18 protein-coding genes are annotated in these 26,398 nt (G+C 65.0%); 7 read left to right on the forward strand and 11 right to left on the reverse strand.

Features of this window, described 5'->3' with window-relative positions; all coding sequences use genetic code 11:
• Positions 1-64 precede the first annotated feature (64 nt).
• Both ACE3TJ_RS01530 and ACE3TJ_RS01535 read left to right on the forward strand, forming a co-directional pair.
• Positions 65-1,285: an NADP-dependent isocitrate dehydrogenase gene (locus ACE3TJ_RS01530; RefSeq protein ID WP_374593177.1), complete on the forward strand. Its 1,221-nt coding sequence runs from the start codon at positions 65-67 to the stop codon at positions 1,283-1,285.
• 55 nt (positions 1,286-1,340) lie between these two features.
• Positions 1,341-3,131 (forward strand): cation:proton antiporter, encoded by a 1,791-nt coding sequence (locus ACE3TJ_RS01535; protein ID WP_374593179.1) that lies wholly within the window; start codon positions 1,341-1,343, stop codon positions 3,129-3,131.
• 28 nt (positions 3,132-3,159) lie between these two features.
• On the opposite strand, the gene alaS is transcribed toward ACE3TJ_RS01535, so the two are convergent.
• A complete protein-coding gene (gene alaS, locus ACE3TJ_RS01540) occupies positions 3,160-5,805 on the reverse strand; it encodes an alanine--tRNA ligase (RefSeq protein ID WP_374593181.1) in 2,646 nt (881 codons plus the stop codon).
• 197 nt (positions 5,806-6,002) lie between these two features.
• On the opposite strand from alaS, the gene ACE3TJ_RS01545 reads away from it, so the two are divergent.
• Positions 6,003-8,030, forward strand: coding sequence for an elongation factor G (locus tag ACE3TJ_RS01545; protein WP_374593183.1), 2,028 nt, complete (start codon positions 6,003-6,005; stop codon positions 8,028-8,030).
• A gap of 281 nt (positions 8,031-8,311) precedes the next feature.
• Here the strand turns inward: ACE3TJ_RS01545 and recA are convergent, their stop codons facing one another.
• From recA to ACE3TJ_RS01560, 3 genes are all read right to left on the reverse strand, one after another.
• Positions 8,312-9,373: a recombinase RecA gene (recA, locus tag ACE3TJ_RS01550; RefSeq protein ID WP_374593185.1), complete on the reverse strand. Its 1,062-nt coding sequence runs from the start codon at positions 9,371-9,373 to the stop codon at positions 8,312-8,314.
• 100 nt (positions 9,374-9,473) lie between these two features.
• A complete protein-coding gene (locus tag ACE3TJ_RS01555) occupies positions 9,474-11,942 on the reverse strand; it encodes an ATP-binding protein (RefSeq protein ID WP_374593187.1) in 2,469 nt (822 codons plus the stop codon).
• 90 nt (positions 11,943-12,032) lie between these two features.
• Positions 12,033-12,239, reverse strand: a complete 207-nt coding sequence (locus ACE3TJ_RS01560) for a hypothetical protein (protein ID WP_374593189.1) — start codon at positions 12,237-12,239, stop codon at positions 12,033-12,035.
• A gap of 118 nt (positions 12,240-12,357) precedes the next feature.
• Here ACE3TJ_RS01560 and ACE3TJ_RS01565 point away from each other — a divergent pair, with 118 nt between their 5' ends.
• Together ACE3TJ_RS01565 and cysK are read left to right on the forward strand one after the other, a co-directional pair.
• Positions 12,358-13,635 (forward strand): MFS transporter, encoded by a 1,278-nt coding sequence (locus tag ACE3TJ_RS01565; RefSeq protein ID WP_374593191.1) that lies wholly within the window; start codon positions 12,358-12,360, stop codon positions 13,633-13,635.
• Complete coding sequence (gene cysK / locus ACE3TJ_RS01570) at positions 13,632-14,546, forward strand: cysteine synthase A (RefSeq protein WP_374593193.1); 915 nt, start codon at positions 13,632-13,634, stop codon at positions 14,544-14,546. Before ACE3TJ_RS01565 ends, cysK begins: the two co-directional genes overlap by 4 nt.
• Here cysK and ACE3TJ_RS01575 read toward each other — a convergent pair.
• The 6 genes from ACE3TJ_RS01575 to hisI form a co-directional block, all read right to left on the reverse strand.
• Positions 14,513-15,544, reverse strand: a complete 1,032-nt coding sequence (locus tag ACE3TJ_RS01575) for a D-alanyl-D-alanine carboxypeptidase family protein (protein WP_374593195.1) — start codon at positions 15,542-15,544, stop codon at positions 14,513-14,515. The genes cysK and ACE3TJ_RS01575 overlap by 34 nt on opposite strands.
• A gap of 265 nt (positions 15,545-15,809) precedes the next feature.
• Positions 15,810-17,984, reverse strand: a complete 2,175-nt coding sequence (locus ACE3TJ_RS01580; RefSeq protein WP_374599265.1) for a 3-hydroxyacyl-CoA dehydrogenase NAD-binding domain-containing protein — start codon at positions 17,982-17,984, stop codon at positions 15,810-15,812.
• Between the two features lie 23 nt (positions 17,985-18,007).
• Positions 18,008-19,219, reverse strand: coding sequence for an acetyl-CoA C-acetyltransferase (locus ACE3TJ_RS01585; RefSeq protein WP_374593197.1), 1,212 nt, complete (start codon positions 19,217-19,219; stop codon positions 18,008-18,010).
• 20 nt (positions 19,220-19,239) lie between these two features.
• On the reverse strand, positions 19,240-21,042 hold the full coding sequence (locus ACE3TJ_RS01590; RefSeq protein ID WP_374593199.1) for an acyl-CoA dehydrogenase C-terminal domain-containing protein: 1,803 nt from the start codon (positions 21,040-21,042) through the stop codon (positions 19,240-19,242).
• Position 21,043: 1 nt separating this feature from the next.
• Positions 21,044-21,466 carry a MerR family DNA-binding transcriptional regulator gene (locus tag ACE3TJ_RS01595; protein WP_374593201.1) on the reverse strand — a complete coding sequence of 141 codons (423 nt, stop codon included), beginning with the start codon at positions 21,464-21,466 and terminating at the stop codon, positions 21,044-21,046.
• A 32-nt stretch (positions 21,467-21,498) separates the two neighbouring features.
• Positions 21,499-21,810, reverse strand: coding sequence for a phosphoribosyl-AMP cyclohydrolase (hisI, locus tag ACE3TJ_RS01600; RefSeq protein WP_374593203.1), 312 nt, complete (start codon positions 21,808-21,810; stop codon positions 21,499-21,501).
• Between the two features lie 142 nt (positions 21,811-21,952).
• Between hisI and purF the strand changes: the two genes are divergently transcribed.
• Both purF and ACE3TJ_RS01610 read left to right on the forward strand, forming a co-directional pair.
• Positions 21,953-23,416 carry an amidophosphoribosyltransferase gene (purF, locus tag ACE3TJ_RS01605; protein WP_374593205.1) on the forward strand — a complete coding sequence of 488 codons (1,464 nt, stop codon included), beginning with the start codon at positions 21,953-21,955 and terminating at the stop codon, positions 23,414-23,416.
• 1 nt (position 23,417) lies between these two features.
• Positions 23,418-24,089, forward strand: a complete 672-nt coding sequence (locus tag ACE3TJ_RS01610) for an SDR family NAD(P)-dependent oxidoreductase (protein WP_374593207.1) — start codon at positions 23,418-23,420, stop codon at positions 24,087-24,089.
• Here ACE3TJ_RS01610 and ACE3TJ_RS01615 read toward each other — a convergent pair.
• Positions 24,079-26,259: a putative bifunctional diguanylate cyclase/phosphodiesterase gene (locus tag ACE3TJ_RS01615; RefSeq protein ID WP_374593209.1), complete on the reverse strand. Its 2,181-nt coding sequence runs from the start codon at positions 26,257-26,259 to the stop codon at positions 24,079-24,081. The genes ACE3TJ_RS01610 and ACE3TJ_RS01615 overlap by 11 nt on opposite strands.
• Positions 26,260-26,398 lie beyond the last annotated feature (139 nt).

Consider the following 26,398-nt stretch of genomic DNA (forward strand, 5'->3'; position numbering starts at 1 on the left):
TGGCCTTCGTTTCCGCCAAGAGCGTGCGCGAGTAAAAAACCCATACACGAACCAAGAGGTATCGATGGCGAAGATCAAGGTGCAGAACCCCATCGTCGAGATCGACGGCGATGAGATGACGCGGATCATCTGGCAGTGGATTCGCGAGCGCCTGATCCTCCCCTACCTCGACGTCGACCTGAAGTATTACGATCTCAGCATCGAAAACCGCGACGCCACCGACGACAAGGTGACCGTGCAGTCCGCGAACGCCATCAAGGAGTTTGGCGTCGGCGTGAAGTGCGCGACGATCACACCCGACGAGGCGCGTGTCGAAGAGTTCAACCTCAAGAAGATGTGGAAGTCGCCGAACGGCACGATCCGCAACATTCTGGGCGGCGTCGTGTTCCGCGAGCCGATCGTCATCAAGTCCGTGCCGCGACTCGTGCCGGGCTGGACGGACCCCATCGTCATCGGTCGCCACGCATTCGGCGATCAGTACAAGGCCACCGACTTCCTGGTGCCGGGTGCCGGCAAACTCACCATGAAGTGGACGGGCGAGAACGGCGAGACGATCGAGCACGAAGTGTTCGAGTTCCCCACCGCGGGCGTCGCCATGGGCATGTACAACCTCGACGATTCGATCCGCGATTTCGCGCGTGCGTCACTCAACTATGGCCTCGCGCGCCAATGGCCGGTGTACCTTTCCACCAAGAACACGATCCTCAAGGCCTATGACGGCCGCTTCAAGGACCTGTTCCAGGAGGTTTTTGACAAGGAATTCAAGGCACAGTTCGACAAGCTTGGCATTGTCTACGAACACCGCCTGATCGACGACATGGTCGCCTCGGCGCTGAAGTGGAGCGGCAAGTTCGTCTGGGCCTGCAAGAACTACGACGGCGACGTGCAGTCCGACACCGTCGCGCAGGGCTTCGGTTCGCTCGGCCTGATGACCTCGGTGCTGATGACGCCGGACGGCAAGACCGTGGAAGCGGAGGCTGCGCACGGCACCGTGACGCGCCACTACCGTATGCACCAGCAGGGCAAGGCGACCTCGACGAACCCGATCGCATCGATCTTCGCCTGGACGGGCGGCCTCAAGCACCGCGGCAAGCTCGACAACACGCCGGATGTCACCAAATTCGGCGAACTGCTCGAGCGCGTCTGCGTCGAGACGGTCGAAGAGGGCCACATGACGAAGGATCTCGCGCTCCTCATCGGCCCCGATCAGGCGTGGATGACGACCGAACAGTTCTTCGAGAAGATCGTGGAGAACCTCGACGCCGCGATGAGCAAGGAATTCTAGCGCCTTACGCGCTTTTCTGCTGACGCCGTGGCGGCGGCCCCATTAGGATGCCGCCGTGGCCACAGATCCGCTCTTTTCGCCCGCGTTCCGTGATGCGCTCGTCATCCTCGGCGCGACCGGGCTCGTTATACCCGCATTCCACCGGCTGCGGGTCAATCCAGTCATCGGTTTTATCATCGTAGGCTTGCTGCTCGGGCCGTCCGGCCTCGGGCGGTTCGCGGGCATTGCGCCGTGGATCAATTACGTTTCGATCAGCAGCCGCGATATCATCGAGCCCTTCGCCGAATTCGGCATCATCCTGTTGCTGTTCTCCATCGGCCTCGAACTGTCTTTCCGAAGACTCTGGGATTTGCGGCGGCTGGTGTTCCTGCTCGGTCCCGCCGAGCTCGTGATCTCCGGCATGGTGATCGGCCTGTTGCTTTTCGAGTTCACGCCGATGGGCATGAGCGTGGCGCTGACGCTCGGCTTCGCACTTGCGCTATCATCGACTGCGCTTGTGCTGCCGATGACAGGCACACGCAGCGCGATCGGCAAACCCGCGTTCTCGATGCTGCTGTTCGAAGATCTGGCAATCGTACCGATCATCTTCATGCTTGGCGTCATCAGCCCGCTTCCCGGCAGCGATAATCCCGGCAACCTATTGAAAACCGTGGCACTCGGCGGCTTTGTGGTGGCCGTCATCCTCGTCCTCGGCAAGTTCCTGCTGCCGCGCCTGCTGCGGCAAGCGGCGCGCACCAAGAGTCCGGAGCTGTTCCTCGCTGTCGCGCTCGTCGTGGTGATGGCCGCCAGCCTTGCCACGAGCGCTGCAGGGCTGTCTCCTATCGTTGGTGCGCTCGTCGCCGGCCTTGCCATCGCCGAGACGGAATACCGAATGCAGGTGGACGTCACGATCGAGCCGTTCAAGAACCTCGCACTCGGCATCTTCCTGATGACGATCGGCATGAGCATCGATTTCGAGATCATCGTTCAGTACTGGATGCTGCTTATCATAGCCATCGTTGGCGTGGTTCTGGTCAAGTCACTGGTAACGGGCGGCCTGCTCCGTCTTTGGGGTGCGCCGCGCGGCCTCGCCGCGAACATCGGCCTGCTCATGGCCTCACCGTCCGAAACGACATTGATCGTGCTTGCGGCCGCCCTTCAGGCCCGTGTTATCGACGCTGATACGGCTGCATTTTGGCAGATCGTTACCGCTGTCGGCCTCACCGCGACCCCGCTCCTTGCCCGGATCGGCAGCGATACCGCGCGGCGCGTGGAAGCGCCCCCGCCCGAAATCACACGTGAAGCTTCAGGGAGCGGCGGGCGCACGATCATCGCTGGCTACGGGCGCGTCGGACAGATGGTCGCCGACATGCTGACCCGCCATGAGCAGCCTTTCGTCATTGTCGATGCGGACATCGACATGGTCGAAATCGGTCGCGAACGCGGACACGAGATCGTTTTCGGCGACGTTGCGCGCCCCGGCCTTCTCGATCACCTCGGCCTCGCGCAGGCCCGATCGATCGTGCTCACGATGGACGACCCCGTCCAGCTTGTGGCTACAACCCGCAGCGTACGCGCCGCACATCCCGATCTCTGTATCATTGCACGCGCCAAGGACGCGGAGCACGCGGCTCAGCTCTACAAGGCCGGTGCAACCGATGCTGTGCCGGAAACGCTTGAGTCCTCCTTGCAGCTTGCCGAAGCGGTGCTGGTCGATATCGGCCGCCCGATGGGTCTCGTGATCGCCTCTATCCACGAAATGCGCGAGATCAAACGCAACAAGATCAAGGCGATGGTACCGGACCTTATGCGCGAACCGCTGAAGGCCGCATCACGATTGCGCCGGGGCGAGGAAACGGCTGAGTAGCCGGTAGACACACAACCGGAAGTCGGCGTTACGCCGCGAGCGCACCCTTCACCGCCGCGATGGCATCCGCCGCCTTGTCGCCATCAGGGCCACCGCCCTGCGCCATGTCCGGGCGCCCGCCGCCGCCCTTGCCGCCGAGCGCCGCGACGCCCGCCTGCACGAGCGAGACCGCGTTGAAGCGTGCAATCAGATCATCCGTGACGCCGACGGCGATGCTCGCACGGCCCTCGTTCACCGCCACGATCGCGGCAACGCCCGAGCCGACCTGCTTCTTCGCCTCATCGACAGCGCCGCGCAGATCCTTCGGGTCCAGCCCATCGGCGACGCGCGCCACAAACTTCGTGCCCGCCACGTCTTCGGCTTCCGCGGCGGGAGCGGCACCCGCGCCACCACCAAGCGCCAACGCCTTCTTGGCGTCGGCGAGCTCACGCTCGAGCCGGCGGCGTTCCTCGACGAGCGCCTGCACACGTGTCGGAAGCTCGGCGGGCGCCACTTTCAACATCGCGGCGGCCTCGCGCAGCCGGTCTTCCTGCCCTTGCAGATAAAGCCGAGCAGCCTCGCCAGTCAGTGCCTCGACACGGCGCACGCCGGAAGACACCGCGCTTTCGCTGATGATCTTGACGAGGCCGATGTCGCCGAGCGCGCGCACATGCGTGCCGCCACACAGCTCCACCGAATAATCCGCTTCCACATTGCGGCCCATCGAAAGCACGCGCACCTCGTCGCCGTACTTCTCGCCGAACAGCGCCATCGCGCCGGCTTCGATCGCGTCGGCATGGCTCATCAGGCGCGTGTTCACCGCCGCATTGCCGCGCACCTGCGCGTTGACGTCCGCCTCGACGAGCGCGATTTCTTCGGGCGTCAGCGCCTTCGGGTGACTGAAATCGAAACGGAAGCGATCTTCCGCGACGAGCGACCCCTTCTGCGTGACATGCGCGCCGAGCCGATTGCGAAGCGCCGCGTGCAGCAGGTGCGTCGCCGAATGGTTGGCGCGGATACGGTCGCGGCGTGCGGCATCGACATCGAGCTGGACGACATCGCCGACGCGCACGTTGCCCTCGGCAATGCGTGCCTGATGCGCGTGAAGCTTGCCGAGCGGCTTCGACGTCGTTTCGACAACGGCCTTGAGGCCGCCCGCCGTGATCGTTCCCGCGTCGCCGGTCTGGCCGCCGGATTCTCCATAAAACGGCGTCTGGTTGGTGAGGATGACGACCGTGTCACCGGCGGCGGCTGCATCCACGCGCGCGCCGTCCTTGACGATGGCGATTACCTCGCCCTGCGCAGTGTCGGACGTGTATCCGGTGAACTCGGTCGCGCCGAATTCCTCGGCGATGTCGAACCACACGCCCTCGTCAGCCTGTGCGCCGGAACCGGCCCAGGCGGCGCGCGCCGCGGCCTTCTGCGCGGCCATCGCCGTGTCGAACCCGGCCTTGTCGACCGACTGGCCCTGACGGCGCAACGCATCCTCGGTGAGATCGAGCGGGAAGCCGTAGGTGTCGTAGAGCTTGAACGCCGTCTCGCCGGGCAGCACGGCGCCCTCGCCCATCCCCGCCGTCGCCTCGTCGAGCAGACGGAGACCCGTCTCCAGCGTCTGCCGGAAGCGCGTTTCCTCGAGCTTCAGCGTCTCCTCGATCAGCGGCTGCGCGCGCGTCAATTCGGGGAAGGCCGCACCCATCTGGCTGACGAGCGACGGCACGAGCCGGTACATCAACGGATCCTTGGCGCCGAGCAGATGCGCGTGCCGCATGGCGCGGCGCATGATACGGCGCAGCACATAGCCCCTGCCCTCGTTCGACGGCAGCACGCCGTCCGCCACCAGGAAACCGCTGGCGCGCAGGTGATCGGCGATGACACGGTGCGAGGCCGACATCGGGCCCTTCGCATCGGTCTTCGTCATCTCGGCGGTTTCGCCGATCAGCGCCTGGAACAGGTCGATCTCGTAATTGTCGTGCGTGCCCTGCAGCACGGCGGCGACGCGCTCCAGCCCCATGCCGGTGTCGATCGACGGGCGCGGCAGGTCGCGCACGATTTCACCCGCCTCCTGCTCGTACTGCATGAACACGAGGTTCCAGATCTCGACGAAGCGATCGCCGTCCTCGTCCGGGCTGCCGGGAGGACCGCCGGGGATGTGATCGCCGTGATCGAAGAAAATCTCCGAACACGGCCCGCACGGGCCGTTATCGCCCATTGCCCAGAAATTGTCCTTGGTGGCGATGCGGATGATGCGGCTGTCGGGCAGCCCGGCGATCTTCTTCCACAGCGCAAAGGCATCGTCGTCGGTATGGTAGACGGTCACCGTCAGCCGGTCCGGCGAGATGCCCCATTCCTTGGTAATGAGGGTCCACGCGAGGGTGATCGCGCGTTCCTTGAAATAATCGCCGAAAGAAAAATTCCCCAGCATTTCGAAGAACGTATGGTGCCGCGCCGTATAGCCGACATTGTCGAGATCGTTGTGCTTGCCGCCCGCGCGCACGCACTTCTGGCTGGACACCGCGGTGCTGTAGGGGCGCGTCTCAAGGCCGGTGAACACGTTCTTGAACGGCACCATGCCCGCGTTCACGAACATCAGCGTCGGGTCGTTCTGCGGCACCAGCGGCGCGGAAGGCACGCGCATGTGCCCCTCGCCCCCGAAAAAGTCGAGAAATGAGCGGCGTATGTCGTTCGTGGAGGTCATGGCGAGCATGTAGTCGAGGACCGCGCTCTACTCAAGGCGACAGAATGACGGGCATGCGCGACCATTCCCCCTTGCGCTCACGGCGCAACAGGCAGACGCTGGCGATGTTGTGCCGCACGCGTTGCCGGCCCAATGCACGAGGCCGAAACCGGGCGGCGATCAACCAGTATGGGCAACCAGCATGGGGAGATCGTGACATGACGGCTTTGACCTTGGAGACCAGCAAACCTGTCAGGGTGGTGGCGCTCGTCGGCCCGGCGGGCGCGGGCAAGACGAGCCTTGCAGAAGCGATGTTGTTCACGGCGGGCGCGATCCCGCGGCAAGGCAGCGTGGAGGCCGGAACGAGCGTCGGCGATGCCTCGCCGGAAGCGCGCGCGCGTCGCGGCTCCACCGAACTCAATCTCGCCCGCTTCGATTATCTCGGCGATGCGTTCGCGCTGCTCGATGCGCCCGGTGCGCCCGGCTTCGCGCCCGACGCGCTGCTGGCGGTGGCAGCCGCGGACCTCGCGGTGGTGGTGATCGATCCCGATCCGGCACGCGCAGCGCTCGCCGAACCCGCGCTTCGTCAGCTTGAAGCGCTGGGCGTGCCGCACGCGATTTTCGTCAACAAGATCGAGTCCGCGCGTGGGCGCATCCGCGACCTTCTCGAAGCGCTGCAGCCGATGAGCGCGAAGCCCATCTTAGCGCGGCAGATCCCCATACGAGAGGGCGAGACGATCACCGGCTTCGTCGATCTCGCGCTCGAACGCGCCTTCCACTATCGGCCCGGCAAAGCATCGGAGCGCATCGAAATGCCCGCCGCACTCGCCGAGCGCGAGTCAGCGGAGCGCTTTCATATGCTCGAGCAGCTTGCAGACCACGACGACGCGCTTCTGGAAAAGCTGCTGATGGACGAAGCGCCGGACGCGGCGATGGTGTTCGGCGACCTATCGCGCGAAACGGGCGAAAACTTCGTTGTGCCGCTGTTGTTCGGATCAGCGCAGGGTGATCACGGCGTGCGACGGCTTCTGAAGATGCTGCGCCATGAAACACCCTCACCCGCCGCTGCCGCCAAGCGGCTTGGTGCGGACGGCGGCACCTTTGCCTTCAAGGTCGCGCACGGCAACGCCGCGGGACGGCTCGTCTATGCACGCGCGTTCGGCGGGCTTGCCGAAGGCGGCGAGCTTCGCGACCGGGACGGCAACCCGGTGCGCGCGGGGGCACTGTTCGGCGTGCTCGGCGACAAGCTCGGGAAGACAGCGAGCGTGCCGCCCGGTGCCGTGGCGGCCATCGCGAAGGTCGACACGATCGCGGCGGGCGATGTCGTCTCTCCAGCAGGCCGCGGACACAACGCGGATATCGCGCGGCCGGTGCCCGGCCATGCGCTCGCGATCGCGACGCGCGACCGGAAGGACGACGTGCGGCTTTCCACCGCGCTCCACAAACTCGTTGAGGAAGACGTGGGCCTTGCCTGGGACCAGGACGCGGCAACACACGAGATGCTGCTGCGCGGACTCAGCGACGAGCACCTGAACATGGTGCTCGCACGCCTCAAGCGGCGCTATTCTGTGGCCGTGGACGCGCAGCAGCCGCGCATTCCTTACCGCGAATCGATCCGGCGCAGCGCAACGCAGCGCGGGCGTCACAAGAAGCAGTCGGGTGGACACGGCCAGTTCGGCGACGTGGTGATCGAGGTTGCCCCGCGCGGACGCGGCGAAGGCTTTGCGTTCAACGACCGCATCACCGGCGGCGCGATCCCGAAACAATGGATCCCCGCGGTCGAGGCTGGAATCCGCGATGCGATAGAGCGTGGGCCGCTTGGCTTCCCTGTCGTGGACATTGCGGTGACACTGACCGACGGCTCCTACCACTCGGTCGACAGCTCGGAACTGGCATTTCGTACGGCGGGGCGCATCGCGATGGGCGAAGCGCTCGCGGCGTGCGCGCCGCACCTGCTCGAACCCGTGGCGCGTGTGACCATCGAAGCGCCGGGCAGCGCAACCTCGCGTATCACGTCGAGCATCGCCAGCCATCGCGGGCAGATGCTGGGCATCAACCCGCGCGAGGGCTGGTCGCGCTGGGACGTGATCGAAGCGCTGATGCCGGAAGCCGAACTCCACGGCTTCGGCGCTGAACTCCGCGCGATGAGCCAGGGTCTTGCCACATTCACGGCGACGTTCGACCATCTCGCCGAACTCAACGGGACGCTTGCGGACGCGGTCGTCAAGCAGGCGCTGGCGGCCTGATGGAGCTTTGGAGTGAAGATAAGATTTGATATTGCGAATTAAACGCAATAAAGAATGAAAGACCGGTGATTTTCCCTCCCGGTTTCGTCCGTTTCGGCCTCCCACCCTCCCTCGGCCGTCGGATCGTCCCTGGCCGGAGCATGAGATTTCGTGCTCCGGTCCCTTTTCCCTCCCATCGCAGACGGTGCCTCGCGGCAAGATCATCGGCAAGTAGCTTCTGTACCGGAAACGAAAGAGGCCGCCCTGGGGGCGGCCTCGGCGGGGACGCTGGGAAGGGCCGCCTATTCGTCGCTGTCTACATCGGGGCCTGCGGTGAGCAGGGCTTCGGAAATGCCGGCGGCATTGTCGCGGATCGCCTTTTCGATCTTCTCGCGCATCTCGGGATTGTCGCGCAGGAACTGCTTGGCGTTCTCGCGGCCTTGCCCAATGCGGGTCGAATCGTGGCTGAACCACGCGCCCGACTTCTCGACGATGCCGATCTTGACGCCGAGATCGAGGATTTCACCGACCTTGGAGACGCCTTCGCCGTACATGATGTCGAACTCGACCTGCTTGAACGGCGGCGCCACCTTGTTCTTCACCACCTTCACGCGTGTCGCGTTGCCGACGATTTCGTCGCGGTCCTTGATCTGGCCGGTGCGGCGAATGTCGAGACGAACGCTCGCGTAGAACTTGAGCGCATTGCCGCCCGTCGTCGTTTCCGGGTTGCCGTACATGACGCCGATCTTCATGCGCACCTGGTTGATGAAGATGACGATGCAGCGCGAGCGGCTGATCGATCCCGTGAGCTTGCGCAGTGCTTGGCTCATCAGGCGCGCCTGCAGGCCGACATGGCTGTCGCCCATCTCGCCTTCGATTTCCGCCCGCGGCACAAGCGCGGCAACCGAGTCGACAACGAGGATGTCGATGGCGTTCGAACGCACCAGCGTGTCGGTGATCTCCAGCGCCTGCTCACCCGTGTCGGGCTGCGAGACGATGAGGTTGTCGACGTCGACGCCGAGCTTCTTCGCATAAACCGGATCGAGCGCATGTTCGGCATCGATGAACGCTGCCGTGCCGCCGCCCTTCTGCGCCTCGGCGATGGCATGGAGCGCAAGCGTCGTCTTGCCCGAGCTTTCCGGGCCGTAGATCTCGATGACGCGACCGCGCGGGAAACCCCCGACGCCAAGCGCGAGGTCAAGCCCCAGCGAACCCGACGAAATCGCTTCGATCTCAAGCGCGTCGCGCTGACCGAGCTTCATTGCCGAGCCTTTGCCGAATGCCCGGTCGATCTGCGCCAGAGCCGCGTCGAGAGCCTTTTGCTTATCCATGCCTGATTCCACCACCCGAAGCGCTGATGCCATTGTCCGGTCCCTCCTAGTGGGCTGACGAAGCCGTTTCAATGAAGGATCGTGTACGTGGTTTGTTCCGCACGCGCAAGCATTTTTGTTCTATTTTCGTTCTTTACTTGGCTGTAGCTGCTTCGGGTGTCGTGCGCGCCTTGCCGCGGGCGATCTCGTGCCGCACCTTGTCGGAAAGCTCCTGCACAGAGAACGGCTTGGCAAGGAACGCGACATCGGGAACGTCGATCGACTTCCGAAGCTGTTCCTCGGCGTAGCCCGACATGAAGATGATCTTGAGATCGGGGAACGTCTTTCGCGCGTGCTGGACGAGCGTCGGCCCGTCCATCGTGGGCATTACCACGTCGGAAATCAGCAGGTCGACGCCCTCTGGCATACGTTCCAGAATCTCCAGCGCCTCCTCACCGTGCCCGGCGGTCAGTACCTCGTAGCCCTTGCGCGTCAATGCGCGCTCGGCGACGGCGCGGACCATCGCCTCGTCCTCCACGAGCAGAATCTTGCCCTGCCCCCAAGGATCACCGCCGTCCTCGCCCGCTGCGGCCGTCGCAGCCTCCGGCAGCGCTTCCTGCGCGGGCAGGTAGATCGTGAAGGTGGTGCCGCCGTCAACGACGCTGTCGGCAAAGATGTAGCCGCCCGACTGCTTGACGATGCCGTACACCGTGGAAAGCCCAAGGCCGGTGCCGCGCCCGACCTCTTTGGTGGTGAAGAACGGTTCGAAGATCTTGCCGAGAATCTCGGGCGAAATGCCGGTGCCCGTGTCCTTCACGGCGATCGCGACATATTCTCCCGAAGGCATACCCTCGCGGTCGAGCTTCTTCGCCTCGCGGGCCGAAACCGCAAAGGTCGAGATCGTGAGTTCGCCGCCGTCGGGCATCGCGTCGCGCGCGTTCACCGCGAGGTTGACGATCACCTGCTCCATCTGGCCGGGATCGGCGCGCACCGGCGCGAGACTGCGGCCATGCTTCACGGTGAGCGTCACCGTCTCGCCGAGCAGGCGCTTCAAAAGATGGCTGAGTTCGCCGACGATGTCCGATACGTGGATAAGCTGCGGTCGCAGCGTCTGCTGGCGCGAGAAGGCGAGGAGCTGGCGCACGAGGTTCGCGGCACGGTTCGCGTTCTGGCGAATCTGGTTGATGTCGTCGAAGTCGCTGTCGCCCGGCGTGTGGCGGAGCAACATGAGGTCGCAGTAACCGATCACGGCTGTGAGGATGTTGTTGAAGTCGTGCGCGACGCCGCCGGCGAGCTGGCCCACCGCCTGCATCTTGGTCGCCTGCGCGATCTGCTTTTCGAGCTTCAATTGCTCCTGATTGTCCTTCAGCGACAGCACGACGGCAGGGCCGCCGGCGCCCGGCGCCTTGCCGACGGTGAACGCAACGGGCTCCTCGGGCTTGTGCTTCAGCCGCACGCGAAGGTCGCGCGCGCGCTCGATGGAGGCGGCGGCGCGGCGCACCGCATCCGACACCATCGTCTTGTCCTCATCGACGACGAGATCGCTCGGGTAGCGCAGTTCGCTCCCCTCCTCGACGCCTGCGATGGCCGCGAAGCTCTCGTTCATGAACGTGAAGCGGCCGTCGCGATCGGCGAGCGCAAGCCCGATCGGCAGCACCGAAAGCAGCGCGGGCAGGCTGTCGGGCACAGGCGTCACGGCCTCTGCCGCCGCACTGCCTTCGCGCAGGATCAGGAATACGTAGGCGCTTGTGCCCGCCTCTTTCTGGTTGCCGAGTGGAAGTTCGATGAGGCGCACGGGAATGTTCGCGCCGCCGCCGGTCTTCATGCGCCGCGCGCCGTCCTCCCCCGCCTCCAGAATATCGACGAGGTTGGTCGGCACGCGCCCTGCGGTGCCGGTGATGGCGTTCTTGAAGGCGCCGTTCGCGGCGATGATCTCACCGGAGGGGTCGGCCATCACGACCATCAGCCCGGCGCTGCCGAGCCAGATGCCCGCCGGGCCTTCGAGCAGCGCGACCGTGTCGTCCATCGCCTTCTCGGCGGTGCCGCGCCGGAGCGTCCACAAGAGATAGTTCCGCGCCGTATCCGCGGGCCGCACCGACACGCGCAGTTTGCGCCGTGCGCCGCTGACGGTCTGTTCGATCTCGGCAAAGCCGTTGCCGTCGCGCCTCGCCTGCTCGGCAATGTTGGCAAGGCGGCCGCGGCTCGCTTCGTCCTCGCCCGCGAGATCGAAGGGCGAAGGATAGCCGTCGCAGCGTGTGCCATAGGCGGCGTTCGCACAGACGAGCTTGCCCTCCGCGTCGGTAACGGCGAGCGCGTCGCTGCGCGAATCGAGCGCGGTGCGCATCATCGTCCAGTCGACGCCGCCGACACCGCGCCGCGCCCTGCCGAGCGCCGAAAAATAAGCGACCACCGCTGACGCGAGGATCATCGCGCCGTAAAGCGAGGCGATCTCCCACGAATCCATCGCCCAGCCGACGAGCACGGTGGAAACGAGGCCGAGCAGCACCGCGCCCGCGATCACCAGCGCCATATGGCGCTGCGCACCGGGCAGGCGCGGCCACTCGATCGGATCAGGAAGATCCTCTGTGCTGGCCGGAAACCGGGAGTCGGTGCTTATCGTCATCGTGTGGTGGTCATCCGCGCAAGGCTGCTCCCGGTCAAGCCCGCTCGCGCGGAACGGATGCTGCGCCGGGTCGGCCACCCGATCGGCATCTCAGGCAGGCATCCGCAGCAGGTCGCGGTAGGCCGCAATCAGCCTGTCGTCGGCGTCACAGGGCGCAACTGCAGGCATGGAACGCAAGGCACGCGGAGCGGGCTGCGCGAGAACGGGCGGCAATGCCCTATGGTGCGGACGGGCGCGAAACAGGCCCGCCAGCTTCACGCCGATGATTTCCGCCAGAGACGGTCCACGCTCGATCATGCCCTACCCTCGACGATTCATGGATAATTTCGGGTTAACCCCTGAATGAAGTTTTTCCCGTGCTGACATGAGTTTCTCTGCTTTGCACAAAGCCCTGCAGCCGTCTAAGCGCATCGCCATGAACGCCGCCGAAGCCGAAGATAGAACGTCCGTCTTCGCGATACCCGACTATCGCTACTTCTGGATCACCAAGCTCGCCTCGACGACGTCTCAGATGATCCTCGTCATCGTGATCGGCTGGATGGTCTACGACATCGCGCGTGAGACGATGCCGGAGCGCGAGGCTGCGTTCCTGCTCGGCATGGTCGGCCTTGCGCAGTTCCTGCCGCTGTTCGTGCTGTCGCTCGTCGTCGGCTACATCGCGGACCGTGTGGACCGCCGCTACATCGTGCGCGGGGCGCTCGCGCTTGAAATGCTGTGTGCGGCGGGCCTCGGCGCGCTGGAACTGACGGGCGGCATCAGCATCCCCGCGCTGTTCGTCGTGGCGGCATTGCTCGGCGTCGGGCGCGCGTTCGCTTCGCCGGCGCTTTCGGCGCTGGCACCCAACCTCGTGCCGGTGCGGATGCTGCCGACCGCGATCGCCTGGAACTCGATCGGCTGGCAGGTCGGCGCGATCGGCGGCCCGGCGATGGGTGGCTATCTCTATGCGGCGAACCCCGCCGCACCGCTTGTCGTCTCGGCCGCGATGCTCACCATCAGCCTCATCGCCATGTTCCTCATCTCGCGCGTGCCGCTGCCCGAAACCGAAGCCACGGCGAACCCGCTCGAATCGGTGATGAACGGGCTGCGCTATGTGCGCGACAACAAGATCGTGCTGGGCGCGATCTCGCTCGATCTCTTCGCCGTGCTGCTCGGCGGCGTGACAGCGCTGCTGCCCGTCTACGCACGCGACATTCTCGCGGTCGGCCCGGAAGGCCTCGGCCACCTGCGTGCCGCGCCCGCAGTAGGTGCAGCGATCGTGGCGCTCTGGCTCTCGCGGCGGCCACTCGTCCGGCATGTCGGCATCAAGATGTTCGTGTGTGTCGCGATCTTCGGCATCGCCATTGTCGTCTTCGGCCTGTCGCGCGACCTCTGGCTCTCGCTCGGCGCGCTCGGCGTGCTCGGCGCGGCGGACATGGTGAGCGTCTACGTGCGCACCTCGCTTATCCAGATCTACACGCCGGACGCGATGCGCGGCCGTGTGTCTTCGGTCTCGATGCTGTTCGTCTCGGCCTCCAACGAGCTCGGCGAGGCGCGATCCGGCCTCACCGCCGCGTGGTTCGGCCCTATCGAGGCCGTGGTGATCGGCGGCATCGGCACGATTGTAATTACCGCACTCTGGGCTTGGCGCTTTCCAGAGCTTCGCCGAGCCGATAGTTTTGATGTTCCGGGCGCATTCAAGGAGAGATCGACATGAAGGCAGCAAGCATACTGGAAACGATCGGCGGCACGCCGCACATCCGGGTGAATCGCCTGTTCGGGCCGGACGCTTCGGTCTGGGTGAAATCGGAGCGGGCTAACCCCGGCGGCTCGATCAAGGACCGCATCGCACTCGCGATGATCGAAGACGCGGAGGCTTCCGGCGCGCTGAAGCCGGGCGGCACGATCGTGGAGCCGACCTCGGGCAACACGGGTATCGGCCTTGCGATGGTCGCCGCCGTCAAAGGCTACCGCCTTGTCCTCGTGATGCCGGAATCGATGTCGCTGGAGCGCCGCCGGCTCATGCTCGCCTACGGCGCGACCTTCGACCTGACGCCGCGCGAAAAAGGCATGAAGGGCGCCATCGAGCGTGCCGTGGAGATCGTCGGCTCGACCCCCGGCGCATGGATGCCGCAGCAGTTCGAGAACCCCGCGAACGTCACCGCGCACGTGAAGACGACGACGCAGGAAATCCTCGCCGATTTCCCGGACGGGCTCGACGCCATCATCACCGGCGTCGGTACCGGCGGTCACATCACCGCCTGCGCCAAGGTGCTGAAGCCCAAGATGCCCGGCCTCAAGGTCTATGCCGTGGAGCCTACGCTTTCGCCCGTGCTCTCGGGCGGTCAGCCGGGCCCGCACCCGATCCAGGGTATCGGCGCGGGCTTCGTGCCGGGCGTGATGGATACGGCGCTGCTCGACGGCATCATCCAGGTCGCGCCGGACGACGCCAAGGAAATGGCCCGCCGCTCCGCGCGCGAAGAAGGGACGCTTGTGGGAATTTCGTCGGGTGCGACGCTCGCCGCGATCCGCCAGCACCTCGAAAAGAACCCGAAGCACCGCGTGCTCGGCTTCAACTACGACACCGGCGAGCGTTACTTGTCGGTGCCGGATTTCTTGCCGGAGTGAGCCGCGGCCTGTGGTGACGCCGGCGGTGTCGGCGTCTGGTCGCTGCGGATCGCGCTGCGCCAGACGCTGACGTCATCGGACGATCCCTGCTCCATCACCGCCTGCTGGAAGTCCAGCATCTGCGGCACTTCGTTCATCGACATGGCGACCGTCAGGTGCTCGCCCTGCCGACGCTTCTTCATCACATCGAAACCGGAAGCCAGCAGCGCCTCGATATTGGCGTTGCGCGCGGCAGACGTCGGCGCGCCGAGCACCACCGCGATCAGCCGGCGCCCATCCCGCACCGCCGACGCGGCGAGCGTGAAGCCGGAGGCATTGGTGTAGCCGGTCTTGATCCCGTCGAGGCCCACGAACTTGCCGAGCAGCTTGTTATGGTTGGGCATCACCGTGCCCTGGAAGTTGAACTGCTGCTCCGAGAAATACGGATAATACTGGGGAAAATCGCGGATCAGCGCCTTTGAAAGCGTGGCGAGATCACGCGCGGTCGTGTGGTGCGCGGCGTTCGGCAGGCCCGAGGCGTTGAAGAACGCGCTGCTGTTCATCCCGAGCGCCTTTGCCTTCTCGGTCATGGCGCGCGCGAAGACGACCTCCGAACCGTCGAGCCGTTCGGCGAGCGCAACGGCGACGTCGTTAGCGGACTTGGTAGTGAGCGCGCGGATCGCCTGCTCCACGGTGATCCAGCCGCCGCGCGGCACACCGAGCTTGGAGGGCGGCTGCGCCGCAGCATTGGCCGAAAAATAGACCTGATCGGTCAGCTTCAGCTGTTTGCGCTCGAGCGCGTCGAACGTCAGGTAGAGCGTCATCACCTTGGTAATCGAAGCGGGATGGCGCGCTTCGTCGGGATTGCGCGCATAAAGCACCTCGCCGCTGTCCGCATCGACGAGGATCGCCGCATATTTGGGAACCGCAACGAGGCTGGCGGCCGTGGCTGGCTGGGGCGCGAGCGGCGCACCCACAAGAATGGAAACAACAAACGCTACGATCAAATGCAAACGCATGATCGCTAGTCTCCCACCCGCCGCCAGCGCCCCCGCGCCGGCCACTCAAACTCCACTACCGTGCCAGAATGACGCAAATGCGCCATTCTGAAAAGCCCTTTAGACGACCGGAGCCGAAACGTGCGACGACCTGAGTCAATTCTGCGCCGTTCCGAATCCCGCGAAGTGCCTTTGACGTCAAACATGCGGATGCAAACTTAAAAAGCGCTGAATACGAAAAGGGCCGCCGTTTCCGGCGACCCCCCGCATCCCTGAAGGCCTCGATTCAGGCCGCCTGCTTCAGCTTCGCATTGCCGTAGAAGGTCTCGCCTTTCGCCGCCATGTCGCGCAGCAGCTGCGGCGGCGCAAAGCGTTCACCGTATTGCTGCGTGAGGCGGTCGAGCGTGCGGACGACCTCGTCGAGGCCGATCGTGTCCATCATGCTGAACGGTCCGCCGGTGTGCGGCATGAAGCCCCAGCCGAAGATCGCACCGAGATCGCCGTCTTCCGGCGTTTCCAGCACGCCTTCCGCGAAGCAGCGCGCGGTTTCCACGAGCTGGCGGTAGACAAGCCGCGTCTTGACCTCTTCGGGCGCCGGCTGCTCCGCATCCGCCTTCTGGCCGAAGGTCTTGCCGAGATCGGCCCAAAGCGCCTTCTTGCCGTCTTCTGGATAATCGTAATAGCCCTTGCCCGCCTTGCGTCCGAGACGGCCGAGCGCGACCATCTTCTCGATGACGTCATCCGCCGCGGTGCCCTTGTAGGCGTCCCCAAGGTCTTTCTTCGTCTGCAGCATGACCTTGTGGCCAAGCTCGATCGAAACCTCGTCGAACACCGCGAGCGGCCCCACCGGCATCCCCATCTGCCTGCCGATATTCTCGACGAGCGCCGGGTTTACGCCCTCACCCACCATCACCGAACCTTCGGCCGTGTAGGTGCCGAAGCAGCGCGAGGTGTAGAAGCCGCGGCTGTCGTTGACGACGATCGGCGTCTTCTTGATCTGCGCGACGTAATCCAGCGCCTTTGCAATGGCTTCCGGACCGGTCTTCTCACCAACGATGATCTCGACGAGCGGCATCTTGTCGACCGGCGAGAAGAAGTGCACGCCGATGAAGTTCTCCGGCTTCGTCCACGCCTTCGCGAGGCCGGTGATCGGCAGGGTCGAGGTGTTGGAGCCGAAGATCGTGTCGGCGCCGACGACCGCTTCGGTCTTCTGCGTCGTTTCCGCCTTGATGGCGCGATCCTCGAACACCGCCTCGATGATGAAGTCACAGCCCTTGAGGTCCGCGAAATCCGTCGTCGGGTGGATGCGGGCGAGGATCTCGTCCAGCTTCTCCTTCGGCAGACGCTTCAGCTTGTCGGCGGTGTAGGCCTTGCCCTTCTCCGCCGCCTCGATAGTGCGGTCGAGTAGCACCACCTCGATGCCAGCGCGCGCGGAAACGAGCGCCACGCCCGCACCCATCATGCCCGCGCCAAGCATACCGAGCTTCTTCGTCGGCATCTTCGCCACGCCCGTGGGACGCCGCGCGCCCTTCTCTGCCGCCTGCTTGTTCACGAACAGGCTGCGGACCATGTTCATCGCCTGCGGATCGGCGGCGACCTTGGTGAAATATTTGCTCTCGATGCGGATCGCGAGATCCATCGGCACCTGCGATCCTTCATAGACCGCCGACATGATCGCGCGCGGCGCGTTCATGTTGCCGTTCGTCATCTTGAGCACCATGCCGTTTCCGCCGACGAACGTCTGAATGAACGCCGGGTTGAACTGGCCGACGCCGCCCGGGAACTTGAAACCCTTCTGGTCCCACGGCTGCACACCCTTGGTGGGGTTCGCCTTCACCCACACCTTGGCCTTGGCCACGACCTCGTCCGCGGGCGCGAGTTCGTTCGCGACACCGAAGCCGAGCGCTTCCTGCGGAGACATCGACTTGCCTTGCAGCAGGTACATCGAAGCCGCCTGAATCCCCATCAGGCGCGGCAGGCGCTGCGTGCCGCCGGCACCGGGGAACAGGCCGACGAGCACTTCCGGAAGGCCAAGCTGCAACTTCGGATTGTCCGCGACGACGCGGTAGTGGCAGGCGAGGCAAAGCTCGAGCCCGCCGCCCAGCGCGATACCGTTGATCGCCGCTGCAACCGGCTTGCCGCTCGTTTCCAGACGGCGGAAAAGCCGATTCAGCGTGAACACGCCGTCGAACAGCTTCGCCATTTTCGACGCACCGCCCGCACCGTCTCCGCTGGATATGGCGCCGCCGATGCCCTTGAGGTCGGCGCCGGCCATGAAGCCGCTCGCCTTGCCGCTGGTGATGACGGCGCCTTTGATGGCTTCGTCCTTCTCGATCTTCGATATCATCGTGTCGAAGTCGCGCGTCAGTTCGGCGGTGATGACGTTCATCGACTGGCCGGGCACGTCGATCGTGAACAGCGCGATACCGTCGGCGTCGAGGTCGTACTTGATGGTTTCCATGGTCATTCGTTCTCTCCGCTCGCTCAGACGCGTTCGATGATCGCCGCGGTGCCCATGCCGGCACCAACGCACAGGTTCACAAGCGCTGTGCCCTTGCCCGTGCGCTCAAGCTCGTCGAGCACGGTTCCCACGATCATGGCGCCCGTCGCGCCGAGCGGATGCCCCATGGCGATGGCGCCGCCGTTCACGTTCAGCTTGTCGTGCGAAATGTTCAGAGCCTGCATGTAGCGCAGCACAACGCTGGCGAAGGCCTCGTTCAGCTCGAACAGGTCGATGTCCGACACATCCATCCCCGCGCGCTTTAACACCTTGCGGGTCACAAACTCAGGGCCGGTCAGCATGATCGTCGGCTCGGAACCGATGGAAGCCATGGCGCGAATGCGCGCGCGGGGCTTCATGCCGTACTTCGCGCCAATCTCCTTGTTGCCGAGCAGCACGGCAGCAGCGCCGTCCACGATGCCGGAGCTGTTGCCCGCATGGTGCACATGGTTGATGCGCTCCACCTCCGGATATTTGAGCAGAGCGACCGCATCGAAACCGGGCATGGTTTCGCCCATGTCGATAAAGCTCGGCTTCAGGCTGCCCAGCGACTGCATGTCCGCGTCGGGGCGCATGTGCTCGTCGTGGTCGAGCACAACCTCGCCGATCACGTCCTTCACCGGCACGATCGACTTCTTGAAGCGACCTTCGGCCCAGGACCGCGCAGCGCGCTTCTGACTTTCCACCGCATAGGCGTCCACGTCGTCGCGCGAGAAGCCATACTTGGTGGCGATGAGGTCGGCGCCAATGCCCTGCGGCGCGAAGTAAAGCTTGTGCGCCACGGCCGGGTCCATCGCCCACGCGCCGCCGTCCGCGCCCATCGGGATGCGCGACATGGATTCGACGCCCCCGCCGATCGCAAATTCCGCCTCGCCCGCCATCACCTTGGCGGCGGCCATGTTGGTCGCTTCAAGGCCGGAGGCGCAGAAGCGGTTGATCTGCACGCCCGCCGTCGTCTGCGCGTAGTCGGCGTTCAGCACGGCAACGCGCGCGATGTCCGATCCCTGCTCGCCGATCGGCGCCACGCAGCCGAGCACGACATCGTCGACATCGGCCGTATCGATCGGGTTGCGGTCGCGCACAGCCTGCAGCACCTGCGTTGCAAGCTGGATCGGGGTGATCTCGTGCAGGCTGCCGTTCGCCTTGCCGCGTCCGCGCGGTGTCCTGACGGCATCATAGATATAGGCTTCAGCCATTGGGTCTTGCTCCTTGAATGTCAGGCGCGCGCGAATGCGTCCGCCGGAAGTGCCATCAGTGTCTCTGCGCCGGTTTCGATCTTACGGCGCAATGCGCCCGCATCCGGCAGGTAGCGGGCAGTATAGTATCGGGCGGTCGCCAGCTTCGCCTCGTAGAATGAAGAGTCGGACGCGCCCGCCGCAAGCGCGGCCTGCGATGCGCGCGCCATCTTCAGCCACATCCAGCCGGTGACGACGATGCCCATCAGGTGCAGGAACGGCGTCGCGCCGGCACCCGCATTGTTCGGGTTGGCCATGCCGTTCTGCATCAGCCACATCGTCGCCGTCTGGAGTTCGTTGCCGGCCTTTTCGAGTGCTTCGGCCATCGGCTTCAACGTCTCGTCGGCCTTCGCCGCGGCAATTTCCTCGCCGATTGCGGAGGCGAGCAGCATCAGCCCCTTGCCGCCATGACGCCCGAGCTTGCGCCCCACGAGATCCATCGCCTGCACGCCGTTGGTGCCCTCGTAAATCTGCGCGATGCGGGCGTCGCGAACGAACTGCTCGACGCCCCATTCGCCGACATAGCCGTGGCCACCGTAAACCTGCTGCGCGCCCACCGCGGTCTCGAAGCCCTTGTCGGTCATGTAGCCCTTGATGACGGGGGTCAGCAGACTGATGAGTTCGTCGGCGTTGGTGCGCTCCTCCTCGGTCTGCGCCTTCTTCGAAAGGTCGACCTGCAGCGCGCCCCACAGCATCAGCGCGCGGGCGCCCTCGGTGAACGCCTTGCCGTCCATCAGCATCCGCCGCACGTCCGGGTGGACGATGATCGTGTCCGCCTTCTCGGCCGGATCCGCCGCGCCAGTGAGCGCGCGGCCCTGCCGCCGCTCGGTCGCGTAGGTCACGGCGTTCTGATAGGCGACCTCGCCCTGCGCGAGCCCCTGCAGGCCCACGCCGAGGCGCGCGACGTTCATCATGATGAACATGGCCTCGAGCCCACGCTCGGGCTCACCGACGAGATAGCCGGTGGCTTCGTCGTAGTTGAGCACGCAGGTCGCGTTGCCGTGGATGCCCATCTTGTGTTCGATGGCGCCGCAGGAAACGCCGTTCCGCGCGCCGAGGCTGCCATCCTCGTTCACCAGGAACTTCGGCACGATGAACAGCGAGATGCCCTTCACAGTGTCCGGCGCGCCCTCGCGCTTCGCGAGCACGAGGTGGATGATATTCTCGGAAAGATCGTGCTCGCCTGCCGAGATGAAGATCTTGGTGCCGCTGATCCGGTAGCTGCCGTCACCGGCGTCCATCGCCTTGGTGCGGATGAGGCCGAGGTCGGTGCCGCAGTGCGGCTCGGTGAGGTTCATGGTGCCGGTCCATTTCCCGGAGACCATGTTCGGCAGATACTTCTGTTTCTGCTCTTCGGAGCCCTTCACCTCGATGGAGGCGATCGCGCCCGCCGTCAGCCCCGGATACATGGCAAACGCCATGCCCGCCGAACTCAGAAACTCCTCGAAAGCCACGCTCACCGTATAGGGAAGCCCCTGCCCGCCGAACTCCGGGCTCATGTGGAGCGTGCCCCAGCCGCCCTCGCAGAACGCCTGATAGGCTTCCTTGTAACCCTTGGGCGTCATCACCGAGCCGTCGTCGCGACGCTTGCAGCCTTCGCGGTCGCCGGAAAAGTTGATCGGCTGCACGACGCCTTCAACGAACTTCGCGCCCTCTTCCAGAATGGCGGAGATCATCTCGGGCGTCGCTTCGGAGAAGGTCGGCAGGTTCGAATAGCGATCGAGGCCGATGACCTCGTCGAGGATGAACTTGGTGTCGCGAACGGGCGCGCGGTAGGTGGGCATATCAGGACTCCCCGGATTTGGCATTCGAGGGCAACAGGCCCTCCACAACGGCTACAAACTCCTGAAGTTCGGCGAGCGTAGCATCGATATCGTTACGCTGATTGGTCAAAACACCGATCTGGCGGCGGCAAAGCTCAAGCGTGCGCTCGCGCTGGCGGACGCGCCCGTCCCCCGCATGGTAGAGGTCGAGGATTTCCTTGATCTCGGCGAGGCTGAAGCCGACATTCTTGCCACGCAGGATCCACGCCAGCCGGGCACGGTCGCGCCGCGAGTAGACACGGTTCTGCCCCTGGCGGGCAGGCTCGATCAGCCCTTCGCCCTCGTAGAATCGAATCGCGCGCGGCGTTACGCCGAACTCGGCGGCAAGATCGGTGATGGTGAAAGTTTCGTCCTCGCGAACGGCTTCCATCGGGCGCTGTGGCATGAGCGCTTCTTTAGTTGACGTTTACGTAAACGTCAACCTACGCGCGTGAAGAAACAGCTGCGTGCGCCGGTATGGCAAGCGGGCCCAGCAGGCTCCACCTTCAGCCACACGGCGTCCTTGTCACAGTCGACGAGCACTTCCTTCACCAGCATCGTGTTTCCGCTGGTCGCGCCCTTGTGCCAAAGCTCCTGCCGCGAGCGGGACCAGAAGTGCGCCTCGCGCGTCTCCAGCGTCTTCGCATACGCTTCGGCGTTCATGTGCGCGACCATGAGCAGCTCGCCGGTGCCGCTGTCGGTCACAATGGCTGTCACCAGCCCCTTTTCGTCGAATTTCAGATCGGTCATGCCCTGCATCTAGCGGCTTCCCGGTCCCGGAGGAACCATGCTTTCAGGGTTCAGCAGCCATGCGTTTGTGACAACCCCGCGACAAACCGGGCAAGGCATCCTATATGAGCCGACGAATCGCCCGCCCGCCACGGAGCGCCCAATGTTTGATATGATTTCGCACCCCTTCGACGACGACAAGCTGAAGGAGGAATGCGGTATTTTCGGTGTCTGGGGCGCCGAAGGTTCCGCCGCGCTCGCCGCACTCGGCCTGCACGCTCTGCAGCACCGGGGCCAGGAGGCTGCCGGCATCACCAGCTACGACGGCAAGACCTTCCACAGCCACCGCGCCATGGGCCACGTCGCCGGCAATTTCGACCGCGACGAGGTGATCCGCGAGCTTCCGGGCGAGGCCGCCATCGGCCACGTCCGCTACTCCACCACCGGCGCCTCGGCGCTCAGGAACGTACAGCCGCTGTTCGCCGAGCTTTCGTCCGGCGGCTTCGCGGTGGCGCACAACGGCAACATCTCGAACGCAACGCATGTGCGCCGCGAGCTCAACCGCCGCGGCTCGATCTTCCAGTCGACGAGCGATACCGAAGTTATCATCCACCTCGTCGCCACCTCGACCTACCGCCCCCTGCTCGACCGCGTCATCGACGCGCTGAAACAGGTGGAAGGCGCTTACAGCCTCGTGATGCTGACGAACGAGGGCCTCATCGCCTGCCGCGATCCGCTCGGCATCCGCCCGCTCGTCCTCGGCCGCCGCGATGATGCGTATATCCTCGCCTCCGAAACCGTCGCGCTCGATGTCGTCGGCGCCACGTACCTGCGCCAGATCGAGCCCGGCGAGATGGTCGTCATCAACGAAAAGGGCCTGCGCTCGCTGCGCCCCTTCCAGGCGCAGCGCCCGCGCCCCTGCATTTTCGAGCACGTCTATTTCTCGCGCCCCGATTCGCTGCTGGACGGCCTTTCGGTCTATCAGGTCCGCAAGAACATCGGCGCGCAGCTCGCCATGGAGAGCCCCGTCGATGCCGACGTGGTGATCCCGGTGCCGGACAGCGGCAACCCCGCCGCCATCGGCTACGCCCAGCAATCGGGGCTCCCGTTTGAGCTTGGCATCATCCGCTCGCACTACGTGGGCCGTACCTTCATTCAGCCGGGCGACGCCATCCGCAACCTCGGCGTCAAGCTGAAGCACAACGCCAACCGCCCGGTCATTCAGGGCAAGCGCGTCGTGCTCATCGACGATTCGATCGTACGCGGCACCACTTCGGTGAAGATCGTGCAGATGATGCGCGAGGCGGGCGCGGCAGAGGTGCACATGCGCATCGCCTCCCCGCCCACGCGGCACAGCTGCTTTTACGGCGTCGACACGCCGGAGCGCGCGAAGCTCCTCGCCGCGCAGATGGATGTCCAGCGGATGCGCGACTACATCAAGGTCGACAGCCTCGCCTTCCTCTCGATCGACGGCCTCTACAAGGCGCTCGGGGAGGACATGCGCGTCGAGGAAACCCCGCAGTATTGCGACGCCTGCTTCACCGGCGAGTACCCGACACGCCTCACCGATTACGAGGAATCCGCCGCCGACGACCAACTCGTCCTGCTGGCAGAGCGCGCAGGCTAATATGAGCGACATGGAAAAACCCGTCGCGCTCGTCACGGGCGCCAGCCGCGGCATCGGCGCAGCGACAGCGAAGGCGCTTGCCGCCGACGGTTATCACGTGCTTCTGACCGCACGCACCGAAGGCGGACTGGAAGCGACCGAAACCGCGATTCACGACGCGGGCGGCACCGCCACCATCGCGCCGTTCGACGTCACCGACAGCGATGCTGTCGACCGGCTCGCGCAGGCGGTCGGCGGACGCTGGGCGCGGCTCGACGCGCTGGTACTGAACGCCGGCATCCTCGGCGATCTCATGCCCATCAGCCACATGGAGCCGAAGGACTTCGAGAAGCTCTTCAAGACGAACGTCACGGCGAACTACCGCTTGATCCGCGCCTTCGATCCGCTGCTGCGCGCAAGCAAAGATGCCCACGTGGTGGCGGTGACCTCCACCGTCGCGGAAACGCCTCGCGCCTATTGGGGCGCCTATGCCGCCACGAAGGCCGCGCTTGCGAACCTTGTGGAAACCTACGGGCTCGAGGTTGCCACGATCAGCAAGGTCAGGACGCACATCTACAACCCCGGCGGCACGGCCACGGCGATGCGTGCGAAGGCCTACCCTGGCGAAAATCCGGCCACGCTGAAGACTCCGGAAACCGCAGCAGCGGAGATCGCAGCCCTGCTCAAGGCTTGAAGCCGCCGGCAGCGTTTCCGGCATATCGGCTGATGAAGGTCTCGCCAAAGGCATCGGCGGGGATCGGCCGCCCCATCAGGAAGCCCTGAATCTCGTTGCAACCGGCAACGCGCAGCAATTCGCACTGCGTTTCCGTCTCGACGCCTTCGGCGATCACGTCGAGCGCAAAGCCGCGCGCAAGGTCCATGATCGCGGCGACAATGGCGCGGTCGCTGCCGGAATCGACCATGCCCTGCACGAAGCTCTTGTCGATCTTGATGTGCGTCAGCGGATAGGTCTTGAGCAGGCTCAGTGACGCATAGCCGGTGCCGTAATCGTCGAACGCAAGCCGCACGCCCATCTCGCGGAGCACGCGCAGCGGCGGCAGTGTCTTTTCCTCGCGGTCGAGGACGATGTTTTCGGTGATCTCCAGCTCCAGCGCCTCGGGCGGCAGCAGATGCCGCGCGAGCGTGGCGCGCACGATGTCGACAAGATCGCCGTCGCGGAACTGCGCCGCGAACAGGTTCACCGCGATGCGGAAGTCCGCCACGCCTTGGCTCCGCCACAGCGCCGCCTGACAGCAGGCCGCATCGAGAATCCGCGTACCCACCGCCGCGCCGAGCGATCCCGCTTCGAGTGCGGGCAGAAACGCGCCGGGTTGCAGCAGGCCAAGCTCGGGGTGCTGCCAGCGGAGCAACGCCTCCGCGCCGGTGAGCGTGCCATCCGAAAGCCTGAACTGCGGCTGATAGTGCAGCACGAACTCATCGCGCTCCTCGGCGCGGTGCAGCGCGGCGTCGCTGTCCCGTCGGGCGGCGGCGGCCATGCGCAGCGAGGGGATAAACACGAAAGCGCGGCCACCGCCTTCGCTTTTGGCCTGAAACAGCGCCAGGTCCGCGTTTGCAGCCAGCGCGCGCACGTCGCCGGCGTGGAGCGGGCTCATCGCGATCCCGGCGCTGCATCCGATGCGGACATCCTGCCCGGCAACACGGATCGGCACGCCGAGATCGGCGATCGCGCCTTCCACGACCTCCTGCACCGCCTCGCGGTCCTCGACGCCGACGAGCAGCATTGCGAACTCATCGCCGCCGATACGTGCCACTACATCCTGCGGCCCTGCCCGGTCGGCAAGCCGGGTCGCCACCTCTCGCAGAAGCGCGTCACCGGCTTCATGGCCGAGCGTGTTGTTGACGTCGTTGAAACCGTCGAGATCGATGATCGCCATCGCCGCGGCCTTGCCCGCGCGGATCGCCTCGTCGGCACGGCGGTAGATGAGGTTGCGGTTGGCAAGACCGGTCAGCGTGTCGAAATTGGCGAGGCGGTTCAGCGCCTCCTCCTGCGCGCGGCGTTCGGTCACGTCGCGCACGATGGCGCCAAAGTGACGATTGCCGCCTTCGGTCCAACTCGACCAGGCGAACTCCACCGGGAAGCGTGAGCCGTCCTTGCGGATGCCGGTATATTCCCGGCAGTCCGCGCCGCTCGCCGCCACCACGCCCGCAAGCACGCCGCGTGCCGTTTCGCGGATCGGCGCCCACTCCTCTTCGGGGATCAGCATATCGAGCGAACGGCCGATCGCCTCGTCCGCGCGGTAGCCGAGCATCACCTCGGCAGCCGCATTCCACGCCGTGATGTCGAGATCGCGGTCGAAGCAGATGATGGCATTGGGCGATGTCGCCGCGCTATTTTCAAACGGCGTACGTCCACCGCTTTCGGCCACTTCCAGCCGCCTCAGCTCCAGCCGCTCGGTGGCGACACGCGCCAGCTCCTTCAGCCGCATCCGGTCGCCGGGCGTGAACACGCGGTGGGGCTTCGTATCGATCACGCACAGCGCGCCCAGCGCATGGCCGGAGGGCGCACGAATGGGCACGCCCGCGTAAAACCGTACCGGGTCTTCGCCGGTGGCCAGCGGATTGTCGAAAAAACGCGGGTCCTGCAGCGTATCGGGCACGACAAGCACTTCGTCCTGCGTGATGACGTGCGCGCAGAATGAAACCTCGCGACGCATGTCCGTATCGCCGATACCGTGGCTTGCCGCGAAGAATACATGGTCGCTGCCGATAAGATTCACAGCGGCGACGGGCATATCGAACAGCCGCGTCGCGATCTCGACAACAGGATCGAGGCTGGGCAGCCCGCCTTTTCCTTCGAGATCATACGCGTTGAGCGCCGCGAGACGCTCTTCTTCATCCGCCATGGCAGATGGACACCGCACCGTCTTCCCCCCTGCTTTCACACCTTCATTATCTACATCAGTATGACAAATGATGAATGCACGGGCCAGAGCATTGATTAGGCGCATATTTTCCAAATAGAGAATAACTTGCCCAAACAGG

Origin of the sequence: Sphingosinicella sp. (genome assembly GCF_041916975.1) — a bacterium.
Lineage (GTDB): Bacteria > Pseudomonadota > Alphaproteobacteria > Sphingomonadales > Sphingomonadaceae > Sphingosinicella.